Here is a 24546-nt window from a genome sequence, read left to right as displayed (position 1 = left end):
CCGTCAGCAGTTCGTCGGCGTGCCCCCGCATGGCTCGTCGCCCGGCAGGTGCGCATCCGCCCACTGCCGCAGTTCCTCAAGGGCCGGTGCCAGAGCAGCCCCCGTCGCGGTGAGCCGATAGGAGACCCGCAGCGGAGGCCCCTCGTCGACCTCGCGCACGACGAGCCCGGATGCGCCGAGCTCCGTCAGCCGGTCCGACAGCATGCGCTCGCTGATGCCGGGGATGGCCCGGCGCAGGTCGGTGAAGTAGCCGGGCCCTCCGAGCAGGACGGACACGATCGGTCCGGTCCACCTCTTCCCCAGCAGTCCGAAGACGCGCGTGATGCCCTCGTCCACGCGCGAGCAGGCCGCGGTGCTGTGGGCCACTTCGTTCTCGACCCCGTCGATCGCCATGCCCCCAGGGTACTGCCTTCATGTGCGGGGATGAAAAATAGTAAGTACCTGTGTTATCCATAGCTAGGTACGAAACCTCAGCCCGCCTTTCCGGCCGGGCACCCCCTCTTCTGGAGATACTCATGGCCACGCTGCTGCTGATCGACTCGTCCGTGTTCCCCCTGGGGGAGTCCGCGTCCCGTTCCGTCACGGACGCCTTCCGCAAGACCTGGGAGGAGCAGCACCCCGAGGGCACGGTGATCTACCGCGACCTCGCCGCGAACCCCGTCCCGCACATCACCGCCGACGCCCACACCGCCGGCTTCGCCGACCCCGCCACGCACACGCCCGAGCAGGCCGCCGCCTTCGCCGAGCGCGTGCAGCTCATAGCGGAGCTGGAGCAGGCGGACGCGGTGGTGATCGGCGCCCCGATGTACAACTTCACGATCCCGTCGACCCTCAAGGCGTGGCTGGACAACGTGACCCTCGTGGGCCGCACCGCCATGACCGAGGAGTCGAAGATCAAGGGCACCCCGGTCACCGTGGTCGCCAGCCGTGGCGGCTCCTACGCCCCCGGCACCCCGCGTGAGGGCTACGAGTACGTGCAGAACTTCCTGGAGGCCATCCTGCGCGACATGCTGGGCCTGGATGTCGACTTCATCGTCCCCGAGCTCACCATGGCCCCGCACAACCCGGCGATGTCCGAGCTGGTCCCGCTCTTCGAGGCCTCCCGCGAGCGCGCCCACCAGGACGCGACCGTCAAGGCCAAGGAGGTCGTGGAGCGCCTCGCGGCGTGACCGACGCGCGGTCGTCTCCACCTCCCCACTCCCGGTCGGCGCTCACGGCACAGTGGTGGACATGCACGCAGATGACAGGAACGGCCTGGCCGGGGCAGCACACGTGGCGACGAGGCTGCCGGCCCAGGATCTGGACCGGGCCAGGCGTTTCTACTCCGAGCGGCTCGGTCTGGAACCCGTCGACGAGCGGCCCGGCGGGCTGTTGTACCGGTGCGGCGACACGGAGTTCGTACTCTTCCGTTCGACGGGTGCCTCTCCCGGCACGTTCACGCAGATGGCGTGGACGGTCGACGACCTCGAACCGGTCGTGGCGGAACTCAGGCGGCGTGGCGTGGCGTTCGAAGAGGTCGACGCACCCGGGTTCCGAACGCGGGACGGGATCGCCGAGATCGAAGGCAACTACCCGAGCAAGGGCGCCCGGGGTGAGCGCGGCGCCTGGTTCCGTGACAGCGAGGGGAACCTGCTGGGCATCGGCCAGCCGGTCGTCTGAGGAGACCGCGGGAGCTGTCTGCGGCCTGTTCCACAGGGTCTTGACGGACCGTCCCTGAGGAACAGGCCGTGCGTCGTCACGCCGTGACGAGGTTCCGACGGTGGAGGGGAGAATCGGTCAAGCCGTTGATTGATCAATGAGTGTTACGTTGGGTGCATGGCTCTGCGCAATGCGGTGATGGCCGCCCTTCTGGAGGGTGAGGCGTCCGGATACGACCTCGCGAAGGGATTCGAGGCCTCGGTCGCCAACTTCTGGATGGCCACCCCGCAGCAGATCTACCGGGAACTGGAACGCATGGCGGGCGAGGGGCTCGTAGCCGCGCGCGTCGTGCAGCAGGAGCGCCGGCCCGACAAGCGGCTCTTCTCGCTCACCGAGGCGGGTCTCGACGCCGTACGCGCCTTCCTCGCCGAAGGCCCCGCGAAGCCGCTGGCCATCCGCGACGAGCTACTGGTCAAGGTCCAGTGCGTCGACCTCGGTGACATCGACATCGTGCGTGCCGAGATCGTTCAGCGCATGGAGCGGTCCGCCGCCAAACTGGCCCGGTACGAGCGCGCTCAGGAACGTCTGCTGGCCGGACGTACCGAGGAGGAGTACTGCGCCACCGTCGAGCGCGTCGGCCCCTACCTCACCCTCCAGGCCGGCCTGGCTTTTGAGCGGAGCAGCGTCCAGTGGGGCGAGCGGGCCGTCAAGCTGCTCGAACGGCGCGCCGCCGTGGCCGGTGCGCCGGCCCGCGGCTGACCCCCGAGCGGTGTCAGGGCGCTGTGCGCATTCCGCGGCGAGCGCCGGAACATGCCGCGCCTGTTCCGGAACCGGGAGCTACGGTCGTGCCAAGTGCCGCATCGTCAGGGCGAGTTGCAGTCTGAACCGGCCCTGTGGGGTGCGTACCGGCCAGCCCAGCAGGTGCTCCGCGTGGGTCAGCCGGTCCTGGAGTGTGGAGTGGTGCACGTTGACCTCGGCGGCGGCCGCCCGCAGGCTCGCCGTCACAGCGACGGCGTGCAGCGTGGCGAGCATCCAGGGCGCCGCAGCGGCGGCCGCCTCCACGGCGTGGACGTCGGGCGGCGGTTCGTCACCCGGCTGGACGAGCCCGGCGAGCAGTGCGATGCCGCCGAGCTCATCGGCGTACACGACCGGCTGCCCAGGGTCCTGCTCGGTGCCGTTCGCGGTGAAGCGCAGGGCCGTGCGGGCGGCGGCCCAGGAACGGGGCAGGTCGAGCACGGGGACGGCTGGGCCGACGCCGAGCCGGTCGGTGGTGCGACGGCCCGTAACGGGGTGCGCGTCGGTGACGATCAGGGGCCGGCCGTCGAGCGCGGCTACGGCTCGCGCCCGGCCGCCGAGGTCCAGGCCGAGCCCGCGAGCCGCGTGCAGCCGGGCGGCCTCCGGAGCGGTCGCGTCGAGAACGGTCTCGACCAGCGCGGGGTCGTCGAGGGGCGCCCGGCCCCGCGTCCGGTCGAGGACGAGCCGTACGGCGCCGGCGGCCCGCTCCAGGATCACCGCGTCGACGACGCTGGGCGCCGCCGCCTCCGTGCGCTCCAGCCACAGGGCCGGAGCGCCGCCGGGCACCAGTGGCGCGCAGGGCCAGGCCGGGTCCGGTGGCAGGTCCGTGTCCCGGCGCGTGCCGTCGGTGTCGACCCGGACCCGCACCCGCCGGTCGGCGTCGACCAGCCGCGCGGGCACCCCCGCCAGCACGGCCGCCCCACGCACCAGTGCCTCCACACCGGCCCGCGACTCGGCCAGCCGGTCGAAGTAGGCGATGACCTGCACGGCGACCCCGGCATCCGGATCAAGCGCGGTCAGTCGCCCGGCCAGCTCTTTCATACGGTCATGATGCGGCACACGCGCGCTGGTGAGGAGCTCGCACGGGGCGCCGTTCCGGGAGAAGCTCGCGCTGCTCCGGGCCCTGGCGCTCGGCGAGCCGCGCACTGATCGACCCGTCGAGCTCTGCCATGGTCCGGTGGCGCCCGGTGCCCGGGCGGAGAGGTTCCCGGCGACCGCGACCCCCATGCACACTTCACACGCGGCCTCAGCCCCCGATCACCCTCCGCACCCACTCCAGCTGAGCGTTCCGAGCCGCCTGGGACAGTGCCGCCTGTGGGGCGAAGCCGTCGAAGCCGTGGAAGCCGCCGGGCCATACGTGGAGTTCGGCGGCGCCGCCGGCCTGCCAGAGGCGGGAGGCGTAGGTGACGACCTCGTCCCGGAAGGTCTCCGCGGAACCGACGTCGAGGAAGGCCGGGGGGAGGCCGGAGAGGTCCTCGGCGCGGGCGGGGGCGGCGTAGGGGGAGACGTCGGGGCCGCCGCGGCGGTCGCCCAGGAGGGCGGTCCAGCCGCTCTCGTTGGCGGTACGGTCCCAGACGCCGAGGCCCGCCATCTGGTGGGCGGAGGGGGTGTCGTTGCGGTCGTCGAGCATCGGGCACATCAGCATCTGGCCGAGGGGACGCGGGCCCTTGCGGTCGCGCAGGAGGAGGGCGAGGGCCGCGGTCAGGCCGCCACCCGCGCTGGCACCGGCGACGACGATCCGTTCCGGGTCGGCGCCGAGCTGCTCCGCGTGCTCCGCCGTCCACAGCAGACCGGTGTACACGTCCTCGACCGGCGCCGGGTGCGGATGCTCGGGGGCCAGACGGTACTCGACGGACACCACCACGGCGTCCAACTCCTTCGCCCAGGCCAGCGGGCCGTCCACGCCGACCCTGTTGTTGCCGACGACCATGCCGCCGCCGTGGATGTGGTAGATGAGCGGGCGCGCGACCGGGGCCGCGTCTGCCGGGGCGGCGGAGGGGCGGCAGATCAGCAGGGAGATGTCGGGGGCGTCCTCGGGGCCCGGCACCGTGCGGTCCTCCACGTCGAAGAAACCGTCCAGGGTGAGGTCCAGATCGGCCAGCAGCTGGATTCCCGGCCCTTGGCGTACGCGGTCGATCTCGTCCAGGGTGAATCCCGGCGAGATCGTGTCCTTGATCAGCTCCAGGGCTGCGGCGAGTTCGGGGTCGAACGGCGGCGGGACCGAGGCCATGGCTTCTCCTGGTGTGCGGGACGGCGTGCGGTTCGTGTGGCTTGTGCGGACATGATGTGCGCACCGCCCGGCAGACCGGCGCCGCCGTCCGGCGGAACCTGCCCGCCATCCGGCGGGTGGTCCCGCCGTGACACTCCCGGGTCGCCCGGGGAGGACGCCCTCGGCTCCGTCCCCCGCCTGCTACGGGCTGCCCCGGACCCCGTGCATCGCCTTCACGACCGACACCTTCGCCCTGATGGGCCTCAGGCAGGCTTCATCAGCGTCGAACCGCTGCTGCACGAGTCCGGGGACCACGTCCCGGAGACCGGCATCCCCTTCTCGCTCGGCTTCGTCGTGCTCGTCCTGGCGGTCACGACGTTCCTCAGCCTGCTGCCCGCAAGGCGGCGGAGAGCGAGGCGGTGCAGCCGGGTCAGCCCTTCTCGGGGGCCGCGTCCGCGCGCATCATCACGCAGTCGAACTCGATCACCCGTCCGGTGTTCGCCTCGCGGGTCACCGGGTACATGCCCGTGATCCCGAAGCCGCCGGCCTCGTACACGCCGATCGCCTCGGTCATCGGCGGGCTGCCCTCGTACAGCCGCAGCACGGCGACCTCCGACTGCAGGCCCACGAATTCCGCGACGCGGTCGCCGCCACCGGCGAACACCTCCAGGTCGTAGCCCTGGGTGTCCATCTTGAGGAACGGGCGGGGCTCGTCGATGCCGTCGAGCGCCTTCTCCATCATCGAGTCCAGTCGCCGGATCTGGATCTCCTCGGTGTCGCTCTTCGCGAACCGGAGGTAGCGGTCCTTGCCGTATTCGCTGGGCGGGAGCAGGGAGTTCATGGTGTTCCAGCCCGTGTGGATGGCGCTGGTGGTGTCCTCGCGGCCGAGGCCGTACTGGTACACCCACCAGTCCGGGTCGTCCGCGGCGGCCTTCTCCAGCTTGGCGAAGTGCTCGGAGGTGGGCTCGAAGGACACGATGCGGCCGGTGTAGCCGAACCGGCGCAGCCGCCGGGCGTACTGCCCCTTGTTGGCTCCGACGTCGAACACGCAGTTCACGCCGTAGAGCTCAAGCATCCCGGCCACGTGCTGGGTACAGAGGTACTCGGCCGCCGCGAGTTGCAGCTTGCGCTCGTCGTCCCCGGCCGCCGGATCGAGGAGCAGCCGTGCCCCGCTGTCGCCGAGGCGGACGGTGGTCGACTCTCTGCCGCCCTCCTCCCGCTGCGCACGGGTCTTGCGGCGGCGGACGACCCAGGTGTCGTCGCCGGCGCCGGCCACTGTGTACCGGCCGTTGTCCCTGGCCAGCACGTCGGCACCCGGTCCCAACGGGATCCGGACCCGTCGGCCGCGCCGCGAGACCACAGCGGTACCGGGGCCGAGATCGGTCACCTGCAGGCCCAGTCGGGGCATCAGCTTGAGCAGTCTTCGGTAAGCGGTCTGCATCGCTTCACCCTTGCAGACGAGGCGGCCGACCGTCGCCCCTATGAATCATATTTGTCGTCCCAGTGAATGACGTTCTTCGGCCCGGGCCCGGCTCGCCCTGCCTCGCTTGACTTCGAGAGTGCTCGAAGTTCTAGCGTCACCGGGGACGGAGAAGGTCTGTGAGAGCGGAGACGGACATGCGTGTGGGTGTGCACATCAACCGGTTCGACCACTCCGGGGGCGCCCCCGCGCTCGGTGCCGAACTCGCCGCTGCGGGCGCCGCGGCCGAGGCGGCAGGCGTCAGCTGGCTGTCGGTCATGGACCACTACTTCCAGATGGAGTTCAACGGCGGTGCCGAAGCCCCCATGCTGGAGGCGTACACGACGCTCGCGTACCTCGCCGGGCATACCTCCACCGTGCGGCTCGGCGCACTGGTGACGGGCGTGACCTACCGGCATCCGGGGCTGCTCGCCAAGATCGCCACCACGCTGGACGTCCTGTCCGGCGGCCGGGCCACGCTGGGTATCGGTGCGGCCTGGTACGACCGTGAGCACGAGGGGCTCGGGGTGCCGTTCCCGCCGCTCGCGGAGCGTTTCGAGCGGCTGGAGGAGACACTGCGGATCTGTCTGCGGATGTGGGACCCGAAGGACGACGGCCCGTTCGAGGGCACGTACTACCGGCTCGCCGAGACGCTGTGTGTTCCGGCGCCGGTCAGCGCGCCGCACCCGGAGATCATGATCGGCGGTGGTGGGGAGAAGAAGACGCTGCGGCTGGTCGCGCGGTACGCGGACGCCTGCAACCTGATGGCGGCCTCGCCCGAGGAGACCCGGCACAAGCTCGACGTGCTGCGCGGGCACTGCGACACCGAGGGGCGCGACTACGAGACGATCCGCAAGACGATCGCCTACACCGGCGAACCGGCCACCACGGGCGACCTCGACGCCTTCCTGCGGGACATCGGCGGCTACACAGAGCTCGGCATCGACACCGTGATCCTCGCCCCGGCCCTGGGCGAGCCCGCCGCCTGGATCGAGAGTTTCGTGGCGCCGGCCGTGCGGCGCCTGGCCGAGCTCGACTGACGCACACGGGGGCCGCAGCCCGAAGGCTGCGGCCCCCGTGGGAGCTGCGGCGAACGTCAGGCGGCAGCGGCGTCGTCGGCGTGGCCGTGCAGACGGGCGACGACCTCGGCCAGCTGGGCGGCGACCTCGGCGTCGTCGACCGGGTGGGTCTCGGCGAAGCGGACGACGGAACCCGGGATGGACAGCTTGACGTCCTCGAGCACCTTGCCGCCGGCGATGCCCACGGCCTTGCGGGTGTCGTCCTGCGCCCACACGCCGCCGTACTGGCCGAAGGCGGTGCCGACCACGGCGACGGGCTTGCCGGTGAAGGCGCCGGCGCCGTACGGGCGGGACAGCCAGTCGATGGCGTTCTTCAGGACGGCCGGGATGGTGCCGTTGTACTCCGGCGAGAAGAGCAGGAAGGCGTCGGACGCCTGGGCGGCGGCGCGCAGCTTGGCGGCGGCGGCCGGGACGCTGCCCTCGACGTCGATGTCCTCGTTGTAGAAGGGGACGTCGGCCAGGCCCTCGAACAGCTCGACCTCGGCGCCCGCGGGAGCGAGCTTGACGGCCGCCTCGGCGAGCTGGCGGTTGTGCGAACCGGCGCGGAGGCTACCGACGAGCGCGAGGATACGAACGGACATGGGAACTCCCAGGGTGCTGAAACATGGCTGTCAGGATCCGGACCAAGGTCCGTTTAAGTTTCTATCACCCTAAACGGACCGCGGTCCAGTTTGATTCCCGATGCTTTACGCTGTGTTCATGTCCGCAGTCCTGCCGCCCTTCCCGAAGCCGGAACAGCCGGTCGAAGAGCCCGAGTTGCTGCAACTCGGCTCCGCAGAGGACGAGCCGTGCCTGCGCGCCGACGCCGCGCGCAACCGGGCCCGTCTGCTCGACGCGGCCGCTCGTCTGATCGCGGAGCACGGCGCTGCGGGCGTCACCATGGAGGCCGTGGCCGCGGAGGCCGCGGTGGGCAAGGGGACGGTCTTCCGCCGCTTCGGCGACCGCACCGGGCTGCTCATGGCGCTGCTCGACCACTCCGAGAGGAAGTTCCAGGCCGCGTTTCTCGCCGGGCCGCCGCCGCTGGGGCCCGGGGCGCCGCCGGTGGAGCGGCTGCGGGCGTTCGGGTGCGCGATGCTGCGCCGCGCGGTCGACGAACTGGACCTGCAACTGGCCGCCGAGCCGAGTCCGGACCGCCGGTTCTCCGCGCCGCCCCTCCGCGTGCTGCACGGCCATGTCGTACTGCTGCTGCGGACGGCCGTCCCGGACGCGGACTGCGAGCTGCTCGCCCACACGCTGATGGCCCAGCTCAACCCCGCGCTCATCCACCATCTGACCAAGCAGTGCGGCATGCCCCTGCAGCGTCTCGAGGCGAACTGGGCGGACCTGGTCGCACGCGTCACCTGTAGCGAGCCGCCCCGCTGAGCCGGTCTCGGCCGTGGGCGGCGAACCGCTGACGAACACGTCCGGCACGGACCTTCGTGCCCCCGTCGCGCTCGCTCACGTTGGTTGCATCGTGAACGGCCTTCCCCCGCCCGGGACCCTCGCCCGCGCTTCTGCCAAGATGCGGTACGTCATGGTGCAGATACCGAAATCGCCCACACCCTCGTCGCCCGCACCGCGCTCCGTACCCACGAGTGCCGACGTGGCCCGACTGGCCGGCGTCTCGCGTGCGACCGTCTCCTACGTCCTCAACAACACCAGCGCCGTACGGATCAGCGAACCCACGCGCCGCCGCGTCCACCAGGCCGCGAAGGAACTGGGGTACGTCCCGCACGCGGCGGCCCGCAGTCTGCGCGCCGGGCACAGCCGGATGGTGCTCATGCCCGCGCCGGCCATCCCGGCCGGCCCGCTCTACAGTCAGTTCCTCAGCGAACTCCAGTGGGCGCTCGGCCGCCTCGACTACACGGTCGTGCAGTACGGCACCGTCGGCCTGCCCGGCGAGGAGGCCGCCCGCGCCTGGGCCGAACTCCGGCCGGTCGCCGTCCTGGTTCCCGGAGCCGGGCTCGGTCCGCGAGGCGTGGCGGTGCTCAAGCGCTCCGGCGCCCGGGCCGTGGTCACGTTCGGCCCCGAGGCCGTCGAGGGTGCCCACGCCCTGCTCATGGACCACGAGGGCGTCGGCCACGCGGCCGGAACCCACCTGTACGCTCGCGGCCGCCGCCGTATCGGCGTCGTCGTCCCCGAGGAGCCCGGCCTGGAGTTCTTCTCCCGGCCCCGCCTCGCCGGGGTGCGCGGCGCCCTGGCCGGTACCGGCGCCACGGTCGCCGAACTGCCGCTCGCCTACGAGGAGGAGTCCGCCGCCCGCCTCGCCGCGAGCTGGCGGGACCTCGACCTCGACGCCGTGTTCGCCTACAACGACGAGTACGCGATGCTGCTGATGCGCGCCCTGCAGGACGAGGGCATCCGGATTCCCGGGGAAACGGCCGTCATCGGCGCCGACGACCTCATGCTCGGCCGGCTGCTGCGGCCCCGGCTGAGCACGGTCCATATCGAGCTGCCGTCCGGCCTTGACCTCGCCGAACTGGTCGACCGCGCGGTGCGCGACCCCGGCGCCGCGCCCGAGACGCACAAGGTCCTGGGAGCCTCGGTGGTGCACCGCGACTCCAGCTGACGCGGGCGGGGACGCGGCATGCGCACGACGGCCGCACGGGGTCCGGCCAACTGCTGGACTCCTGTTCCGTGTTGTGTCCGACGCGCGAGCAGCGGGCGACGCGCTTTTCGAACGGCATGACTAGGATGTTGCGCGCTCAACCAGATGGGGATGCGTTCGACCACCGGATGCGGCTCGCGCGGCTTGCCGGATCAGCGCGTCCCGCCCCGCGGCCGCCGAACCGGCCGCGAACCACACGGGACTCCCGCAGCGAGTCCCCCGGTGACGAACGGAGAGCCGCCATGCTGTTGCTCGACCCCAAGACCTGGCAGTCCCGGACACTGACGGGACCGGAGTACGCCGTCACCGAGCCCGCCACCGGCGAAATGCTCGGCACGGTCACCCTGGCCGGCGCCGAGGACGTCCGCACGGCCGCCGCCGACGCCCGCACCGCCCAGGCGGAGTGGGCGCGCCTGCCGCACTTCGTCCGCGCCGGGGTGCTGCGCAAGGCCGGCGACCTGTTCGCGGCGCACGCCGACGAGCTGCGGGAGTGGATCGTCCGCGAGTCAGGGTCCATCGCGGGCAAGGCGGACTTCGAGCTGCATGTCGCCGCCCAGGAGTGCTACGAGGCCGCCGCGCTGGCATCCCGCCCGGCCGGCCAGGTGCTGCCCAGCGAGGCGCCCCGGCTGTCGTACACGCGGCGCGTCCCGGTCGGCGTGGTGGGCGTGATCTCCCCGTTCAACGCCCCGCTGATCCTCTCCATCCGCTCCGTCGCCCCGGCCCTCGCCCTCGGCAACGCGGTCCTACTGAAGCCCGACCCGCGCACGGCGGTCTGCGGCGGACTGGCCCTGGCCGCGGTCTTCGCGGCGGCGGGCCTGCCCGAGGGCCTGCTGCACGTCCTGCCCGGCGGTCCCGAGGCGGGCCAGGCGCTGGTCGCCGACCCGCACGTCCCCGTCATCTCCTTCACCGGCTCCACCGGGGCGGGGCGCGCCGTCGGCGAGGCGGCCGGACGGTACCTGAAGCGGGCGCATCTGGAACTGGGCGGCAACTCCGCCCTGATCGTGCTGGAGGACGCCGACCTGGACGCGGTGATCTCCACGGCGGCCTGGGGCTCGTTCTTCCACCAGGGCCAGATCTGCATGACGACCGGCCGCCACCTGGTGCACCGCTCCCTGTACGAGGAGTACGTCGAGCGGCTCGCCGCCAAGGCCGACTCCCTGGCCGTCGGCGACCCGCACCGCGCGCAGGTGCACCTCGGCCCGCTCATCGACGACAGCCAGCTCGCCAAGGTGCACGGCCTGGTCGAGGCGAGCACCGCCCAGGGCGCCAAGCTCGCCGCGGGCGGCACACACGAGGAACTCTTCTACCGGCCGACCGTGCTGGCGGGCGTCGACGACCACACCCCCGCCTACGCGGAGGAGGTCTTCGGCCCGGTCGCGCCCGTACGGCCCTTCGCCACCCCCGACGAAGCGGTGGCGCTGGCCGCCCACAGCCCTTACGGCCTCTCCCTGGGCATCGTCACCCGCGACACCGCCCGCGGCCTGGACCTCGCCGAGCGCATCCCGACCGGCATCGTCCACATCAACGACCAGACGGTGAACGACGAGGCCGTGGCACCCTTCGGCGGTGTCGCCGCGTCCGGCACCGGCGCCCGTTTCGGCGGCGAGGCCAACCTGGAGGCCTTCACCGACGTGCGCTGGACGACGGTGCGCGGGGACGTGGCGCCCTATCCCTTCTAGGGACCACTCGCCTCCAGGGACTACTCGCCCTGGGCCTGCTCCTGCTGCTCGGCGATGCTCTTGCGCACCTCGTCCATGTCCAGCTTCCGGGCCTGCCCGATGATGTCCGCGAGGGCGGGCTCGGGCAGCGCGCCGGGCTGGGCGAACACGGCGACCTGGTCGCGGACGATCATCAGCGTCGGAATGGACTGGATACCGAAGGCCGCGGCCAGCTCCGGCTGCGCCTCGGTGTCGATCTTGCCGAAGACCAGGTCGGGGTTCTCCGCGGCGGCCTTCTCGTAGACCGGTGCGAACTGACGGCACGGCCCGCACCAGGCAGCCCAGAAGTCGATGAGAACGAACTCGTTCTCCGTGACGGTCTGGTCGAAGTTCTCCTTGGTGAGCTCCACGGTGCTGCTCATGCGTGTATCCCTCTTTCTGATCCGGGGGCGAAGCCGTCGGCACAACACGGCCGGACGGGAAGGTATTCCGGTGGGTGATCCATGCGGGTCCGGAGCACGTACCCATGTGGCCACCCCGCACACCACCCACCAGACTGTCCCCATGACGGAAACGGAATCCATCGCGTACGACGTCGTGGTGCTCGGGGCCGGCCCAGTGGGGGAGAACGTCGCCGACCGCACCCGCGCGGCCGGCCTGTCCACCGCGGTCGTGGAGAGCGAACTGGTCGGCGGAGAGTGTTCCTACTGGGCCTGTATGCCCAGCAAGGCCCTGCTGCGCCCGGTCATCGCCCGCGCCGACGCCCGCCGCCTGCCGGGCCTGCGCCAGGCGGTGCAGGGGCCCCTGGACGCGGCCGCTGTCCTCGCCCGCCGCGACGACTACACCTCCCACTGGCACGACGACGGACAGATCCGGTGGCTGGACGGCATCGGCGCCGTCCTCTACCGCGGCCACGGCCGGCTCGCCGGATCCCGCACGGTGACGGTGACCGGCCCCCAGGGCGAGCACCACGTCCTCACCGCCCGGCACGCCGTCGCCGTGTGCACCGGCACCCGCGCCCTGCTGCCTGGCCTGCCGGGCCTCGCCGACGTCGGGCCCTGGACCAGCCGGGAGGCCACCAGCGCGAAGACGGTCCCCGGCCGTCTCGTGGTGGTGGGCGGCGGCGTGGTCGCCACCGAGATGGCCACCGCCTGGCAGGCCCTCGGCTCGCAGGTCACCGTCCTCGTCCGCGGCAAGGGCCTGCTGTCCCGCATGGAGCCGTTCGCCGGCGAACTGGTCGCCGAGGGGCTCACGGAGGCGGGCGCCGACGTCCGTACCGGCACGTCCGTCGAGTCGGTGACCCGTGAGAACGGCACGGTCGTGGTCGTCACCGACAAGGGCGACCGGATCGAGGCCGACGAGATCCTCTTCGCCACCGGCCGCGCCCCGCGCACCGACGACCTCGGCCTCGACACGATCGGCCTGGAGCCCGGCTCCTGGCTGCCGGTCGACGACAGCCTGCGCGTGACCGGCAGCGACTGGCTGTACGCCGTCGGCGACGTCAACCACCGTGCCCTGCTCACCCACCAGGGCAAGTACCAGGCCCGCATCGCGGGCGCCGCGATCGCAGCCCGCGCCGCCGGAGTCCCCGTCCTCGAGACGGACCCCTGGGGCGCCCACTCCGCGACGGCCGACCACGCCGCCGTCCCCCAGGTCGTCTTCACCGACCCGGAGGCGGCGGCGGTCGGTCTGTCCCTGGCGGAAGCCGAACAGGCCGGCCACCGCGTGCGCGGCGTCGACGTGGAGATGTCCTCCGTCGCCGGCGCGGGTCTGTACGCCGACGGCTACCGCGGCCGCGCCCGCATGGTCGTCGACCTGGACCGCGAGATCCTCCTCGGCGTCACCCTCGTCGGGCCGGGCGTGGGCGAGCTCATCCATTCGGCCACCGTCGCCGTCGCCGGCGAGGTGCCGATCGGCAGGCTCTGGCACGCGGTTCCGTCGTATCCGACGATCAGCGAGGTGTGGCTGCGGCTGCTGGAGGCGTACCGGGGCTGATCCCACTCCAGGGGCACTGCGGGGTCGCTCCCGTCCCCGGCGGACGGGAACGAGGCCGGCACGGAGCCGATTTCACCGCCCGGCAGGTGCGGGGCGGCTCCGGCCCCCGGTGGCCCGTGGGCCACCTGGCCGGGCGCCCGGCCAGGTGGCCGGGCGCCTCCGGTTTCTCAGTCCGGCAGCTCGAACCCCAGGGCCTTCGCCGCCTCCTCGGGCGCCGCCGCCGCCCAACGCTCCAGCATCGCCTGGTTCGAGGACAGCGAGCGCAGCTCCGCCCGGTCGAGATAGAGCAGCCCGTCCAGGTGGTCCGTCTCGTGCTGCACGATCCGCGCGGGCCACCCGGTGAACACCTCGTCCAGCGCCCGGCCGTGCTCGTCCTCGCCGGTCAGCCGCACCTCGGCGGCCCGCGCCACCACCGCCTGCCAGCCGGGCACGCTCAGACAGCCCTCGAAGAACGCGGCACGGGCGGCACCGACGGGCTCGTACGACGGATTGACCAGCACCCGGAACGGCTGCGGCACCCGACCGCGGGCCAGCCGCACCTCCTCGGGCACCGGCGCCGGGTCTTCGATGACCGCGATCCGCAGCCCCACGCCCACCTGCGGTGCCGCGAGGCCGACGCCCGGCGCCGCGCGCATCGTGACGCGCAGCGCCTCGATGAAACGGGCCAGCAGCGTGGGGTCCAGCTGTCCGTCGTAGCGCTCGGTGCCGCGCCGCAGCACCGGGTCGCCGGCCGCGACGATGGGCAACGGGCCCTCGGTGGCGAGGAGTTCCTCGACCAGCTCGGCAAGGGGCGTGCGATCGCTCGGAGATGCCATCACGCCAGCATGCCACGGCGCCCCGCGATCCCCGGCACCCTCGTGTGACGCACGCCACTCGACGCCCCGGGAACTCGGCCGCTCCCCACTCCGACTACTGGACCGCCACGATCACCGCCGTGGCATCCCACGTCCCCGACCGCCGGAGAAGCCGCCGATGTCCACCGCTCCCTCGACCACCACGGACGAGGCCCCGAAACCCGCCGCACCCGCGCCGTCCCCCCGCCGGTGGGCCTCCCTGCGCCCCCTCGTCCTGCGGCTGCACTTCTACGCCGGCGTGCTCGTCGCGCCCTTCCTGCTCGTCGCCGCGGTCACCGGCTTCCTGTACGCCGGCTCCTTCCAGGCCGAGAAGCTCGTCTACGCCCACGAGATGACCGTGCCCGTCGGCGACAGCAAGCTGCCGATCTCCGAGCAGGTCACCGCCGCCCGCAAGGCCCACCCCGAGGGCACCGTCGCGGCCGTACGGCCCTCCCCGCAGCCGGACGCGACCACCAGGGTGCTGCTCTCCGGCGTCGAGGGCGTCGACGCCGACCACACCGTCGCCGTGTTCGTCGACCCGTACACCGGCAAGGTGCGCGGCGCCCTCGAGCAGTACGGCGCGTCCGGGGCGCTCCCGCTGCGCATCTGGATCGACGAACTCCACCGTGACCTGCACCTGGGCGAGAGCGGCCGCCTCTACAGCGAACTCGCCGCGAGCTGGCTGTGGGTCATCGCGCTCGGCGGCCTGGTGCTGTGGTTCTCACGCCGCCGCGCGCTGCGCAAGGTGCGCGGCACCGGCGGGCGGCGCCGCACGCTGGGCCTGCACGGCAGCGTGGGGGTGTGGGCCGCGGCGGGGTTCCTCTTCCTGTCGGCGACCGGTCTGACCTGGTCGACGTACGCCGGCGCGAACATCGACGAGCTGCGCACCTCCCTCGGTCAGGCCACCCCGTCCGTCTCGGCGGCGGCCGACGCCGGCGAGCACGCCGGCCACGACTCGGCCTCCGCCGCCGGCGGGGACGCGGAACACGGCGTCGGCCTCGACAAGGTCCTGGCGGCCGCGCGTGCCGAGGGGCTGAGCGACCCGGTGGAGATCGTCCCGCCCGCGGACGCGTCCTCCGCGTACGTCGTGAAGCAGGTGCAGCGCAGCTGGCCCGAGAAGCAGGACTCGGTCGCCATCGACCCGGCCACCGGCGAGGTCACGGACGTCCTGCGGTTCGCGGACCATCCGGTGCTCGCCAAGCTGACCCGCTGGGGCATCGACCTGCACACCGGTGTCCTGTTCGGCCTGGTCAACCAGATCGCGCTGATGCTGCTCGCGCTCTGCCTCATCCTGCTGATCGTCTGGGGCTACCGCATGTGGTGGCAGCGCGGCCGCGGTTCCGCCTTCGGCCGGCCGATCCCGCGCGGCGCCTGGCAGCAGGTGCCGCCCTACGTCCTCGTCCCGGGGCTCGCGGCGATCGCCGTCCTCGGCTACTTCGTGCCGCTGCTCGGCATTCCGCTGGTCTGTTTCGTCGTCGTCGACGTCGTTCTCGGCGAGATCGCGCATCGGCGGGAGCGGCAGACCACCGCGAGCCCGGATAGGTGACGTCTGCCCTCAGGCCTGCTCGAAGTCGCCCGCCAGCGCCGAGGCGATCCGCAGGTGCGAGGACGCCTCCTCGTGCCGGCCCTGGCGCTCCAGGGTGCGTCCCAGCATCAGCCGGGCGTAGTGCTCCACCGGGTCGCGCTCCACGATGACGCGCAACTCGGCCTCCGCGCGGCGCAGTTGGGCCGAGTGGTAGTAGGCGCGCGCCAGCAGCAGCCGCGGTGCGGTCTGCTCCGGCACCTCCTCGACCAGCCCGCCCAGGACGCGCGCCGCGGCCGCATAGTCCTTGGCCTCGAAGAACATCAGCGCGCGCTCCCAGCGCTCCGCCGTCGTTCCGTGGTCGTAGTACGTCGTGTCCACTCCTGACCTCCTTCGACGCCGACAACGGAACGGGGTCGTTCAATATTCCACTACCTGGTCAGGTGCGGCCGCGCACGAAAAGACCGGGCCGCTCCCTACCCCGCTCGACCGTGCCCGGTCAGGCCCGGCCGCGGTGCATTCGGGGGCCGGTGGAACAACAGCCCAATTGACGGACTGACGGAGTGGGCCCGGCGGGGCTAGGTTGGGCGTCATGAGCAATCTTGATCGCGAGCCGGTTCCCGCCGTCTGCGGTGGCCGTGGTTTCGTCGTGGCGGAGCCGGTACGCGAACTCCTCAGCCCTCGCCGCGTCAAGCTCGGCGAGTCCACCGAGGTCCGTCGGCTCCTGCCCAACCTGGGGCGACGCATGGTCGGCGCGTGGTGCTTCGTCGACCACTACGGCCCCGACGACATCGCCGACGAGCCCGGCATGCAGGTACCCCCGCACCCGCACATGGGCCTGCAGACGGTGAGTTGGCTGCACGAGGGCGAGGTGCTGCACCGCGACTCCACCGGAAGCCTCCAGACGATCCGCCCCCGCGAACTGGGCCTGATGACCTCCGGCCGCGCCATCAGCCACTCCGAGGAGAGCCCCAGGTCGCACGCCCGCTTCCTGCACGGGGCGCAGTTGTGGGTCGCCCTGCCCGACAGTCACCGCCACACCGACCCGCACTTCGAACACCATGCCGAGCTGCCGGTCGTCACGGCTCGGGGCCTGAAGGCCACGATGATCCTCGGCAGCCTCGACGGCGCGACGTCGCCCGGAACGACCTACACCCCGATCGTCGGCGCCGATCTGACCCTCGTAGCCGACACGGACGTACGCCTGCCGCTGGAGCCGGACTTCGAGTACGCGGTGCTGTCCATGTCCGGCGAGGCCCGCGTGGACGGCGTACCGGTGCTGCCCGGCTCGATGCTCTACCTCGGCTGCGGCCGCGACGAACTGCCGCTGCGCGCCGAGTCGGACGCGACGCTGATGCTCCTGGGCGGCGAACCCTTCGAGGAGGAGCTGATCATGTTCTGGAACTGGATCGGGCGGTCCCAGGAGGAGATCGTGCAGGCGCGTCAGGACTGGATGACAGGGACCCGGTTCGGGGAGGTGAAGGGGTACGACGGGGATGCGCTGCCTGCCCCCGAGCTTCCGCCGATGCCGCTGAAGCCGCGGGGAAGGATGCGCTGACCTGCGGGAACAAGAGCGCTGGCGGCTGGAGGTCCGGAAGCTGCGGGATCCCTCCCCCCGGGCTTCCCATGGTTGAGGTGTGGCGGTCGCATTGGCTGAACATGCAGGTGGAGGCGGCGAGCGATTCCACTGCCAGCAGATTCTTTGCCTGCTGGTGGTGCAGCCGGCACCAGGTGCCCGGGTTCTGCCGGACGTCGCCGGACACGTTCAGCCAGGGCACGGTCGTGGAAGGTCGAGAGGTTGCCGTAGCCCACCGTGAGGGAGTCGCCGACGAACTCGATCTGGCGACTGCGGGCGGCCGGTTTGCTCAGTACGGCACCGCCGGGCGCGGCCCGGTGCTGGGCGCCGCCTCGGCGATGCCGGCACTGCACACACCTCCGGCAACGGCCGCCGTGGCCACGCAGGTGGCGCCGGCCAGGAAGTGGCGTCCGTTGATCGAGCTCGATCCCGTAAACATGGCATGTCTTGCAGTGCTTTCATGGCGACGCGAGCGATCACCTGTGGACGCCGATTGATGGGATGGATGTTCCCTGGGGAGCTGTCACCTCTCCGTGTGGACACCTGTGAACCGGTCTCTTTCGCTGCGATTTTGTACAGAGGGCTGGACAGCTCGCCGGAAGCCGCTCTATAAACATCCCATCTCTACTGCGCGGCGACACACGGATGCCGTCGAGGCGAAACATCTCCCGCTACGGGACCGGCGCGAGGAAGCATCGATGAGACTCAGAACCGCCCTCTGTTCCGGCGTCTCCGCCCTGTCCGCACTGGCGCTGCTCAGTGCGTGCGACAGCGGCTCCACGTCGGCGTCGTCGGGTGACACGCCGCTGGTCGGCGTCGACTACCCGCGCTCCGACACCGACTTCTGGAACTCCTACATCAAGTACACGCCGGAGTACGGCAAGGAGCTCGGCCTCTCGCTCAAGACCACCAACTCGCAGAACGACGTCGCCAAACTCACCGCCAACGCACAGACGTTCATCAGCCAGGGCGTCAAGGGCATCGCGATGGCCCCGCAGGACACCGCCGCCATCGCGCCCACCCTGGCGCAGTTGGATGCGAAGAAGATCCCGGTCGTCACCGTGGACACCCGCCCCGACACCGGCAAGGTGTTCATGGTCGTGCGCGCCGACAACCGCGCCTACGGCGAGAAGGCCTGCCAGTACCTCGGCACCAAGCTCGGCGGCAAGGGCAAGGTCGTGATGCTGGAGGGCGGTCTCGACTCCATCAACGGCCGTGACCGCACGGAAGCGTTCAACGACTGCATGAAGAAGAACTACCCCGGCATCAAGGTGTTCGGCGAGGCCACCAACTGGGACGGGGCGGTCGCCGCGCAGAAGCTGCAGACGGACCTGACCGCCAACCCGGACATCAAGGGCATCTACATGGAGTCCAGCTTCGCCCTGGCCGGCACACTTCAAGTCCTCAAGCAGAAGGGCCTGTTGGTCGATCCGAAGGACAAGAAGCACGTCTTCGTCGTCTCCAACGACGGCATCCCCGAAGAACTGAAGTCCATCGCCGCCGGGAAGATCGACGCCACGGTCTCCCAGCCGGCCGACCTCTATGCCAAGTACGCCCTGTACTACCTCAAGGCCGCGATCGACGGGAAGACGTTCAAGCCCGGCAAGACCGACCACGACAGCACCATCATCCAGGTCCGCGACGGTGTCCTCGAGGACCAGCTCTCCGCCCCGCTCGTCACCGCCGACGGCGGCACCTACGGCGGCGTCACCAGCGTCAAGAGCGACGACAAGGCGCTGTGGGGCAACAACCTCGGCTGATCCCTCCTCCGGAACGCGACGGCTCACGAGAACAAGGCGGTTGAGATGAGCGACGGGGAGCGAGCAGTCACCCCCGCGCCCGCCCCGGCGGACGACGGACGGGTCTCCTCCGACCCGCCCGTCGTCGAGGCGACGGGCATAGTCAAACGATTCGGTCCGACGGTTGCCCTGAACGGTGCCCGGATCACCATCAGGCCCGGCGAGACCCACGCGCTCGTCGGCCGCAACGGAGCCGGCAAGTCGACCCTGGTGTCGGTCCTCACCGGCCTTCAGGCCCCCGACGAGGGAACGGTCACCTTCGGTGGCGAGCCTGCCCCCCGCCCCGCCGACCGGGACGCCTGGCGGCAACGCGTGGCCTGCGTCTACCAGAAGTCCACGATCATCCCCACGCTGACCGTCGCCGAGAACCTCTTCCTGCACCGGCACGACCACGGACGCAGTCGGCTCATCAGCTGGCAGGCCACCCGTCGCCGCGCACAGGACCTGCTGTCGACCTGGTCGGTGGACGTCGACCCGCAGGCCCCGGCCAGCGAACTGAGCGTCGAGCAGCGGCAGTTCGTCGAGATCGCCCGTGCGCTGTCCTTCGGCGCCCGGTTCATCATCCTCGACGAGCCGACGGCCCAGCTCGACGGGGCCGCCATCAACCGCCTCTTCGACCGCATCCGTGACCTGCAACGCCAGGGCGTGACGTTCCTGTTCATCAGTCACCATCTCCAGGAGGTCTACGAGATCTGCGACATGGTGACGGTCTTCCGCGACGCCCGGCACATCATCACGGCGCCAGTGGCGGAACTTCCTCGCGCCGACCTGGTCGCCGCCATGACCGGTGAGGCGGCGGCCGATCGGCAAGGGGAACGGGCGAGCACCCTCACTCCTGACGCCACGGCCGCACTGAGCGTCCGTGCTCTGCGAGGCAACGCGTACGACGACGTCAGCTTCCAGGTCGGGGCCGGCGAGATCGTCGGCCTCGCGGGCGCCGCCGGCAGCGGGCGCACCGAGGTCGCCGAGACCGTCGTAGGGCTGCGCGCGGCAGCGGCGGGCGAGGTGGAGATCGCCGGGAACCGGCCCCGGCCGGGCAGCGTGCCCGCAGCGCTCGCGGCCGGCGCCGGGTTCGTCCCACAGGACCGGCACCACCAGGGCTTCGTTCCCGACATGTCGATCGCGGACAACACCACACTGTCCGTGCCGAAGCGCCTTGGCTCGAACGGGTTCCTGAGCCGCAGCCGCCGGGACCGGCTCGCCGAGCGCATGATCGAGAACCTGGCGATCAAGACTCCCGGGCCCGACCTGCCCGTCTCCGCCCTGTCCGGAGGCAACCAGCAGAAGGTCGTCATGGCCCGCGCCCTGGCCGACGACCCCCGACTGCTGGTCCTGATCAACCCGACCGCGGGCGTGGACGTGCGCTCCAAGGAGTTCCTCCTCGGCAAGGTCGAGGAGACCGCGCAGACCGGCACCGGAGTGCTCATCGCCTCCGACGAACTCGACGATCTGCGCATGTGCGACCGGGTCCTGGTGATGTTCCAGGGCCGTGTGACCTCAGAGATCGCCCGCGGCTGGCACGACCACGACCTCGTGGCCGCGATGGAAGGAGTGGCCCTCAATGCCTGAAACCGTCCTCGCGGACACCGCCGCCCCCACGGAAACGGAACCGGCGCTGAAGCGGATCGCGTTGCTCGGCGGCCGGATACCCCTGGCCCGGCTGCGCGACCTCGCGCTCGTCCCGGCGATCGTGGTCATCGCGATCGTCGGCCAGATCGTCAACCCGGTCTTCCTGCAGACCGACAACCTCATCAACGTCCTGCAGACCATGTCCGAGATGGCTCTGCTGGTCCTCGCCCAGGCGATGATTCTGATCGTCAAGAAGATGGACCTGTCCCTTGAGTCCACCATGGGCCTCGCGCCCGGTGTCGCCGCCTGGCTGGTGGTGCCGACCGGCGCGGGACACGGCCTGGGGCTGCTGCCCGGCGCCTGGTCGATTCCCGTCACGCTCGCCGTGGGCGCGCTGGTCGGCGTGATCAACTCCCTGCTGATCATCCGCTTCGGCCTCAACGGCTTCATCGTCACCCTCGGCATGCTGATCGTGCTGCGCGGTGTCCTCACGGGCATCTCCGGTGGCCAGACCTTCTTCCAGCTGCCCGAGTCGATGCTCTACCTGGGCACCGCCGAATGGTTCGGGATGCCCGCGTCCATCTGGATCTGCCTGGTGCTTTTCGCTGTCGCGATCGTGGTGCTCGGCTGGACCAGCTTCGGCCGCTCGCTGTACGCCATCGGCGGCAACGTCGACGCCGCGAAGGCGGCCGGCATCCGCACCGACCGGGTGCTGTGGATCGTCATCGTCACCGGCAGCGTGCTCGCCGCCCTCGCCGGACTGCTGCTCTCCGGACGCCTGGCCTCCGTCGCCTCCGCGCAGGGCAACGGCTACATCTTCACCGTGTTCGCCGCCGCTGTCATCGGCGGGATCAGCCTCAACGGCGGCAAGGGCACCATGTTCGGGGCGTTCTGCGGCATCCTGCTGCTCTTCATGATCCAGAACGTGCTCACCCTGGGTGGCGTCCCCGCCCAGTGGATCGGCGCCCTCAACGGCCTGATCATCCTGGTCGCCCTCGCCATCTCGCGCATCACGGGCGGCAAGGTCCAGGAGTGACCCGCGCGGCCGTCGCCGCCGGACCTCCCACAGCCGCCTCACCCTTCCGTCGCAGCGGGGCCCTGTGCCCCGCCGGCTCCTCAGGAGTTGCCGCAATGTCCTCCGCCGTGCCCGCATCCGCCCGCATCGCCGCCCTGGACGTCCTCGACGTACGTTTCCCGACGTCCGAGCACCTGGACGGGTCGGACGCGATGAACCCCGAACCCGACTACTCCGCCGCCTATGTCGTCCTGCGCACCGACGCCGGCGACGGACTGGAGGGCCACGCCCTCGCCTTCACCACCGGACGCGGCAACGACGTCCAGGCCGCCGCCATCGCGGCCCTCGCCCCGTACGTGGTCGGCCTGTCCGTCGAGGAGGTCTGCTCCGACCTCGGCGCCTTCTCCCGCTCCTTGGTCCACGACCCCCAACTGCGCTGGCTGGGGCCGGAGAAGGGCGCCATCCACATGGCGACCGGCGCGGTCGTCAACGCCGCCTGGGACCTGGCCGCCAAGCGCGCGGGCAAGCCGGTGTGGCGGTTCCTCGGCGAGATGTCGCCGGAGGAGCTGGTCGCCCAGGTCGACTTCCGCTGGCTCAGCGATGCCCTCACCCCCGAGGATGCGCTGGACATCCTGCGCCGCGCCGCGCCCGGCCGCGAGCACCGCATCGGCCAGCTGCTCGACCAGGGCTACCCCGCCTACACGACCACCCCCGGCTGGCTCGGCTACTCCGACGAGAAGCTGTCCCGCCTGGCCCGCGAGGCGGTCGCCGACGGCTTCACGCAGATCAAGCTGAAGGTCGGCGCAGACCTGGAGGACGACGTACGCCGCATGCGCACCGCCCGCGAGACGGTCGGCGACGACATCCGCATCGCCGTCGACGCCAACCAGAGATGGGACGTGCAGCCCGCCATCGACTGGATGCGCGCCCTGGCCCCCTACCAGCCGTACTGGATCGAGGAGCCCACCTCACCCGACGACATCCTCGGCCACGCCACCGTGCGCAAGGCCGTCGAGCCCATCAAGGTCGCCACCGGCGAGCACATCGCCAACCGGGTCGTCTTCAAGCAGCTCCTCCAGGCCGGTGCGGTGGACATCGTGCAGATCGACTCCGCACGGGTCGGCGGCGTCAATGAGAACATCGCGATCCTGCTGCTCGCCGCCAAGTTCGGTGTCCCCGTCTGCCCGCACGCCGGCGGCGTCGGCCTGTGCGAGATGGTCCAGCACCTGTCGATGTTCGACTACGTCGCCGTCTCCGGTACAACCGAGGACCGCGTCATCGAGTACGTCGACCACCTGCACGAGCACTTCGTCGACCCGGTGCGCATCGTCGACGGCCACTACCTGGCGCCGACGCTGCCGGGGCTGAGCGCGCAGATGCGCCCCGAATCCCTCAAGGAGTACACGTACCCCGACGGCCCCGTCTGGACCGCCCGTGTCTGACGGCCAGGCCCTCGTCGACGCCCACCACCACGTCTGGGACCTGGACCTGCGGCCGCAGCCCTGGCTGGACGAACCCGGCCATGAGCCGATCCGCCGCAGCTTCAGCTCGCTCGCCCTGCGCTCGGCCGCGACCCGGCCGATCGCCGGACGGCGGCTGACGAGCACGGTGGTCGTCCAGTGCGTCACGTCCGTGCCCGAGACCCGCGAACTCCTCGCCCTGGCCGACAGCGACCCGCTGATCGGCGCGGTCGTCGGCTGGGCGGACCTGACATCCCCCGCGATCGGCGACGTCCTCGACGATCTGCGGACAGGGGCCGCCGGCCGGTACCTGAGGGCCGTACGCCACATCGTGCAGGGCGAGTCGGACCCGCACTGGCTCCAACGACCGGACGTCGAGCGCGGGTTGCGAGCGGTCGGAGGGCGCGGGCTCGGATACGACGTGCTGATCCGCAGCCACCAGCTCCCGCAGGCGATTCGTCTCGCGGAGCGTCTCCCGGAGCTGCCGCTCGTCCTGGACCATGCGGGCAAGCCGCCCCTCGCACGGCGAGAACTGACCGACTGGGCACGGCAGGTGCGGGCCCTGGCCAGGCATGCCCAGGTCCGCTGCAAGGTGTCGGGCCTGGTCACGGAGGCCGACCACGAGAGGTGGACTGTCGACGACATCCGCCCGGCCTGGGACGTGCTGCTCTCCGCTTTCGGCCCCGACCGGCTGATGTTCGGCTCCGACTGGCCGGTCGCGAACCTCGCGGGCGGCTGGAACCGCTGGGCCGCCACCGTCGAGGAACTCCTGGACGACTGCTCCGGCCCCGAGATCCACGCGGTCCTCGCCGGCACCGCGACCGCCTTCTACCACCTGACCCCTGCCCCGACGGAGGAGGGGACACTGTGCTCCTGACGGAACTACTGCACCCCGGGATCCTCGAAGCCCTGGCCGGCGCCGGCCACGGCGCCCGCGTCCTGCTCGCCGACGGCCACTACCCCGCGAGCACCGCCACCGGCGAGCGCGCCAGGACCGTGCACCTCAACCTGGCCCCCGGCCTGCTCGACGTCACCACCGTGCTCGACGTCCTGCTGCGCGCCCTGCCCGTCGAGGCAGCCCACGTGATGGTGCCGCCCGAGGGTGAACCGGAGCCGCCGGCCATCGCCGAGTACCGCTCGAAGCTGGCACCCGTCCCGGTCGACACGCTCGGCCGCTTCGAGTTCTACGACGCCGCCCGCTCGCCCGACCTGGCGCTGGCGATCGTCACCGCCGACACCCGTACCTACGCCAACCTGCTGCTGACCATTGGTGTTCGCGCTGAAGGGACCCTGAGTCCGCGATGACACTTGCTGTCCGTTATGTTTCCGCCCGTACTCTGGACACGGCTCCC

General features: G+C 71.4%; 24 protein-coding genes and 1 pseudogene. 16 read left to right on the top strand and 9 right to left on the bottom strand.

Going from position 1 to position 24546, the window contains the following annotated elements; all coding sequences use genetic code 11:
• Nucleotides 1–3: 3 nt before the first annotated feature.
• Nucleotides 4–393: a winged helix-turn-helix transcriptional regulator gene (locus ACFY16_RS31140; protein WP_390650533.1), complete on the bottom strand. Its 390-nt coding sequence runs from the start codon at nt 391–393 to the stop codon at nt 4–6.
• 122 nt (nt 394–515) lie between these two features.
• Here ACFY16_RS31140 and ACFY16_RS31135 point away from each other — a divergent pair, with 122 nt between their 5' ends.
• The 3 genes from ACFY16_RS31135 to ACFY16_RS31125 all read left to right on the top strand — a co-directional run bounded on the left by ACFY16_RS31135 (nt 516) and on the right by ACFY16_RS31125 (nt 2397).
• Nucleotides 516–1169, top strand: a complete 654-nt coding sequence (locus ACFY16_RS31135) for an FMN-dependent NADH-azoreductase (RefSeq protein WP_390650532.1) — start codon at nt 516–518, stop codon at nt 1167–1169.
• 61 nt (nt 1170–1230) lie between these two features.
• On the top strand, nt 1231–1659 hold the full coding sequence (locus ACFY16_RS31130) for a VOC family protein (RefSeq protein WP_390650531.1): 429 nt from the start codon (nt 1231–1233) through the stop codon (nt 1657–1659).
• A gap of 156 nt (nt 1660–1815) precedes the next feature.
• Nucleotides 1816–2397: a PadR family transcriptional regulator gene (locus ACFY16_RS31125; protein WP_390650530.1), complete on the top strand. Its 582-nt coding sequence runs from the start codon at nt 1816–1818 to the stop codon at nt 2395–2397.
• 78 nt (nt 2398–2475) lie between these two features.
• On the opposite strand, the gene ACFY16_RS31120 is transcribed toward ACFY16_RS31125, so the two are convergent.
• The 3 genes from ACFY16_RS31120 to ACFY16_RS31110 all read right to left on the bottom strand — a co-directional run bounded on the left by ACFY16_RS31120 (nt 2476) and on the right by ACFY16_RS31110 (nt 6083).
• Nucleotides 2476–3474: a helix-turn-helix domain-containing protein gene (locus ACFY16_RS31120; protein WP_390650529.1), complete on the bottom strand. Its 999-nt coding sequence runs from the start codon at nt 3472–3474 to the stop codon at nt 2476–2478.
• 205 nt (nt 3475–3679) lie between these two features.
• Nucleotides 3680–4663, bottom strand: a complete 984-nt coding sequence (locus ACFY16_RS31115) for an alpha/beta hydrolase (RefSeq protein WP_390650528.1) — start codon at nt 4661–4663, stop codon at nt 3680–3682.
• 409 nt (nt 4664–5072) lie between these two features.
• Nucleotides 5073–6083, bottom strand: coding sequence for an FkbM family methyltransferase (locus tag ACFY16_RS31110; RefSeq protein ID WP_390650527.1), 1011 nt, complete (start codon nt 6081–6083; stop codon nt 5073–5075).
• A 176-nt stretch (nt 6084–6259) separates the two neighbouring features.
• Here ACFY16_RS31110 and ACFY16_RS31105 point away from each other — a divergent pair, with 176 nt between their 5' ends.
• The gene (locus ACFY16_RS31105) at nt 6260–7141 is read left to right on the top strand and encodes an LLM class F420-dependent oxidoreductase (RefSeq protein ID WP_390650663.1); all 882 of its coding nucleotides are present in this window, start codon (nt 6260–6262) and stop codon (nt 7139–7141) included.
• Nucleotides 7142–7197: 56 nt separating this feature from the next.
• On the opposite strand, the gene ACFY16_RS31100 is transcribed toward ACFY16_RS31105, so the two are convergent.
• Complete coding sequence (locus ACFY16_RS31100; protein WP_390650526.1) at nt 7198–7761, bottom strand: NAD(P)H-dependent oxidoreductase; 564 nt, start codon at nt 7759–7761, stop codon at nt 7198–7200.
• 100 nt (nt 7762–7861) lie between these two features.
• Here ACFY16_RS31100 and ACFY16_RS31095 point away from each other — a divergent pair, with 100 nt between their 5' ends.
• The 3 genes from ACFY16_RS31095 to ACFY16_RS31085 all read left to right on the top strand — a co-directional run bounded on the left by ACFY16_RS31095 (nt 7862) and on the right by ACFY16_RS31085 (nt 11446).
• Nucleotides 7862–8542, top strand: coding sequence for a TetR/AcrR family transcriptional regulator (locus tag ACFY16_RS31095; RefSeq protein ID WP_390650525.1), 681 nt, complete (start codon nt 7862–7864; stop codon nt 8540–8542).
• 151 nt (nt 8543–8693) lie between these two features.
• A complete protein-coding gene (locus ACFY16_RS31090; protein WP_390650524.1) occupies nt 8694–9728 on the top strand; it encodes a LacI family DNA-binding transcriptional regulator in 1035 nt (344 codons plus the stop codon).
• 281 nt (nt 9729–10009) lie between these two features.
• Nucleotides 10010–11446: an aldehyde dehydrogenase family protein gene (locus tag ACFY16_RS31085; RefSeq protein ID WP_390650523.1), complete on the top strand. Its 1437-nt coding sequence runs from the start codon at nt 10010–10012 to the stop codon at nt 11444–11446.
• Between the two features lie 20 nt (nt 11447–11466).
• On the opposite strand, the gene trxA is transcribed toward ACFY16_RS31085, so the two are convergent.
• The gene (trxA, locus tag ACFY16_RS31080; protein WP_390650522.1) at nt 11467–11847 is read right to left on the bottom strand and encodes a thioredoxin; all 381 of its coding nucleotides are present in this window, start codon (nt 11845–11847) and stop codon (nt 11467–11469) included.
• A gap of 142 nt (nt 11848–11989) precedes the next feature.
• On the opposite strand from trxA, the gene ACFY16_RS31075 reads away from it, so the two are divergent.
• On the top strand, nt 11990–13420 hold the full coding sequence (locus ACFY16_RS31075) for a dihydrolipoyl dehydrogenase family protein (protein ID WP_390650521.1): 1431 nt from the start codon (nt 11990–11992) through the stop codon (nt 13418–13420).
• Nucleotides 13421–13587: 167 nt separating this feature from the next.
• Here the strand turns inward: ACFY16_RS31075 and ACFY16_RS31070 are convergent, their stop codons facing one another.
• The gene (locus tag ACFY16_RS31070; protein WP_390650520.1) at nt 13588–14235 is read right to left on the bottom strand and encodes a peptide deformylase; all 648 of its coding nucleotides are present in this window, start codon (nt 14233–14235) and stop codon (nt 13588–13590) included.
• Between the two features lie 157 nt (nt 14236–14392).
• Between ACFY16_RS31070 and ACFY16_RS31065 the strand changes: the two genes are divergently transcribed.
• Nucleotides 14393–15799 (top strand): PepSY-associated TM helix domain-containing protein, encoded by a 1407-nt coding sequence (locus ACFY16_RS31065; protein ID WP_390650519.1) that lies wholly within the window; start codon nt 14393–14395, stop codon nt 15797–15799.
• 9 nt (nt 15800–15808) lie between these two features.
• On the opposite strand, the gene ACFY16_RS31060 is transcribed toward ACFY16_RS31065, so the two are convergent.
• Entirely contained in the window at nt 15809–16156 is a 348-nt protein-coding gene (locus tag ACFY16_RS31060) for a tetratricopeptide repeat protein (RefSeq protein WP_390650518.1), read from the bottom strand.
• Between the two features lie 211 nt (nt 16157–16367).
• Between ACFY16_RS31060 and ACFY16_RS31055 the strand changes: the two genes are divergently transcribed.
• The gene (locus ACFY16_RS31055; protein WP_390650517.1) at nt 16368–17333 is read left to right on the top strand and encodes a pirin family protein; all 966 of its coding nucleotides are present in this window, start codon (nt 16368–16370) and stop codon (nt 17331–17333) included.
• Between the two features lie 221 nt (nt 17334–17554).
• Here the strand turns inward: ACFY16_RS31055 and ACFY16_RS31050 are convergent.
• Nucleotides 17555–17665: pseudogene (locus tag ACFY16_RS31050) on the bottom strand (acetylxylan esterase); the annotation flags it as partial.
• 384 nt (nt 17666–18049) lie between these two features.
• Between ACFY16_RS31050 and ACFY16_RS31045 the strand changes: the two are divergent.
• The 6 genes from ACFY16_RS31045 (at nt 18050) to ACFY16_RS31020 (ending at nt 24499) form a co-directional block, all read left to right on the top strand.
• The gene (locus ACFY16_RS31045) at nt 18050–19111 is read left to right on the top strand and encodes a sugar ABC transporter substrate-binding protein (RefSeq protein WP_390650516.1); all 1062 of its coding nucleotides are present in this window, start codon (nt 18050–18052) and stop codon (nt 19109–19111) included.
• Between the two features lie 45 nt (nt 19112–19156).
• Nucleotides 19157–20719 (top strand): sugar ABC transporter ATP-binding protein, encoded by a 1563-nt coding sequence (locus ACFY16_RS31040; protein ID WP_390650515.1) that lies wholly within the window; start codon nt 19157–19159, stop codon nt 20717–20719.
• On the top strand, nt 20712–21755 hold the full coding sequence (locus tag ACFY16_RS31035; protein ID WP_390650514.1) for an ABC transporter permease: 1044 nt from the start codon (nt 20712–20714) through the stop codon (nt 21753–21755). The genes ACFY16_RS31040 and ACFY16_RS31035 overlap by 8 nt, the downstream gene beginning before the upstream one ends.
• Before the next feature lie 95 nt (nt 21756–21850).
• A complete protein-coding gene (locus ACFY16_RS31030) occupies nt 21851–23176 on the top strand; it encodes an L-fuconate dehydratase (protein WP_390650513.1) in 1326 nt (441 codons plus the stop codon).
• Nucleotides 23169–24071 (top strand): amidohydrolase family protein, encoded by a 903-nt coding sequence (locus tag ACFY16_RS31025; protein ID WP_390650512.1) that lies wholly within the window; start codon nt 23169–23171, stop codon nt 24069–24071. The genes ACFY16_RS31030 and ACFY16_RS31025 overlap by 8 nt, the downstream gene beginning before the upstream one ends.
• Nucleotides 24062–24499, top strand: a complete 438-nt coding sequence (locus tag ACFY16_RS31020; protein ID WP_390650511.1) for an RbsD/FucU domain-containing protein — start codon at nt 24062–24064, stop codon at nt 24497–24499. Before ACFY16_RS31025 ends, ACFY16_RS31020 begins: the two co-directional genes overlap by 10 nt.
• Nucleotides 24500–24546 lie beyond the last annotated feature (47 nt).

It is taken from the genome of Streptomyces sp. NPDC001315 (assembly GCF_042896175.1).
Classification (GTDB): Bacteria; Actinomycetota; Actinomycetes; order Streptomycetales; family Streptomycetaceae; genus Streptomyces.
This window is presented reverse-complemented; position numbering and strand designations above follow the sequence as displayed.

Coding starts and splice junctions, on each gene's coding strand:
- ACFY16_RS31125 (WP_390650530.1), top strand. CDS start 1,816: ATGGCTCTGCGCAATGCGGTGATGGCCGCCCTTCTGGAGGGTGAGGCG.
- ACFY16_RS31030 (WP_390650513.1), top strand. CDS start 21,851: ATGTCCTCCGCCGTGCCCGCATCCGCCCGCATCGCCGCCCTGGACGTC.
- ACFY16_RS31105 (WP_390650663.1), top strand. CDS start 6,260: ATGCGTGTGGGTGTGCACATCAACCGGTTCGACCACTCCGGGGGCGCC.
- ACFY16_RS31100 (WP_390650526.1), bottom strand. CDS start 7,761: ATGTCCGTTCGTATCCTCGCGCTCGTCGGTAGCCTCCGCGCCGGTTCG.
- ACFY16_RS31075 (WP_390650521.1), top strand. CDS start 11,990: ATGACGGAAACGGAATCCATCGCGTACGACGTCGTGGTGCTCGGGGCC.
- ACFY16_RS31135 (WP_390650532.1), top strand. CDS start 516: ATGGCCACGCTGCTGCTGATCGACTCGTCCGTGTTCCCCCTGGGGGAG.
- ACFY16_RS31035 (WP_390650514.1), top strand. CDS start 20,712: ATGCCTGAAACCGTCCTCGCGGACACCGCCGCCCCCACGGAAACGGAA.
- ACFY16_RS31045 (WP_390650516.1), top strand. CDS start 18,050: ATGAGACTCAGAACCGCCCTCTGTTCCGGCGTCTCCGCCCTGTCCGCA.
- ACFY16_RS31140 (WP_390650533.1), bottom strand. CDS start 393: ATGGCGATCGACGGGGTCGAGAACGAAGTGGCCCACAGCACCGCGGCC.
- ACFY16_RS31095 (WP_390650525.1), top strand. CDS start 7,862: ATGCTTTACGCTGTGTTCATGTCCGCAGTCCTGCCGCCCTTCCCGAAG.
- ACFY16_RS31115 (WP_390650528.1), bottom strand. CDS start 4,663: ATGGCCTCGGTCCCGCCGCCGTTCGACCCCGAACTCGCCGCAGCCCTG.
- ACFY16_RS31090 (WP_390650524.1), top strand. CDS start 8,694: ATGGTGCAGATACCGAAATCGCCCACACCCTCGTCGCCCGCACCGCGC.
- ACFY16_RS31120 (WP_390650529.1), bottom strand. CDS start 3,474: ATGAAAGAGCTGGCCGGGCGACTGACCGCGCTTGATCCGGATGCCGGG.
- ACFY16_RS31085 (WP_390650523.1), top strand. CDS start 10,010: ATGCTGTTGCTCGACCCCAAGACCTGGCAGTCCCGGACACTGACGGGA.
- ACFY16_RS31110 (WP_390650527.1), bottom strand. CDS start 6,083: ATGCAGACCGCTTACCGAAGACTGCTCAAGCTGATGCCCCGACTGGGC.
- ACFY16_RS31055 (WP_390650517.1), top strand. CDS start 16,368: ATGAGCAATCTTGATCGCGAGCCGGTTCCCGCCGTCTGCGGTGGCCGT.
- ACFY16_RS31040 (WP_390650515.1), top strand. CDS start 19,157: ATGAGCGACGGGGAGCGAGCAGTCACCCCCGCGCCCGCCCCGGCGGAC.
- ACFY16_RS31130 (WP_390650531.1), top strand. CDS start 1,231: ATGCACGCAGATGACAGGAACGGCCTGGCCGGGGCAGCACACGTGGCG.
- ACFY16_RS31065 (WP_390650519.1), top strand. CDS start 14,393: ATGTCCACCGCTCCCTCGACCACCACGGACGAGGCCCCGAAACCCGCC.
- ACFY16_RS31070 (WP_390650520.1), bottom strand. CDS start 14,235: ATGGCATCTCCGAGCGATCGCACGCCCCTTGCCGAGCTGGTCGAGGAA.
- trxA (WP_390650522.1), bottom strand. CDS start 11,847: ATGAGCAGCACCGTGGAGCTCACCAAGGAGAACTTCGACCAGACCGTC.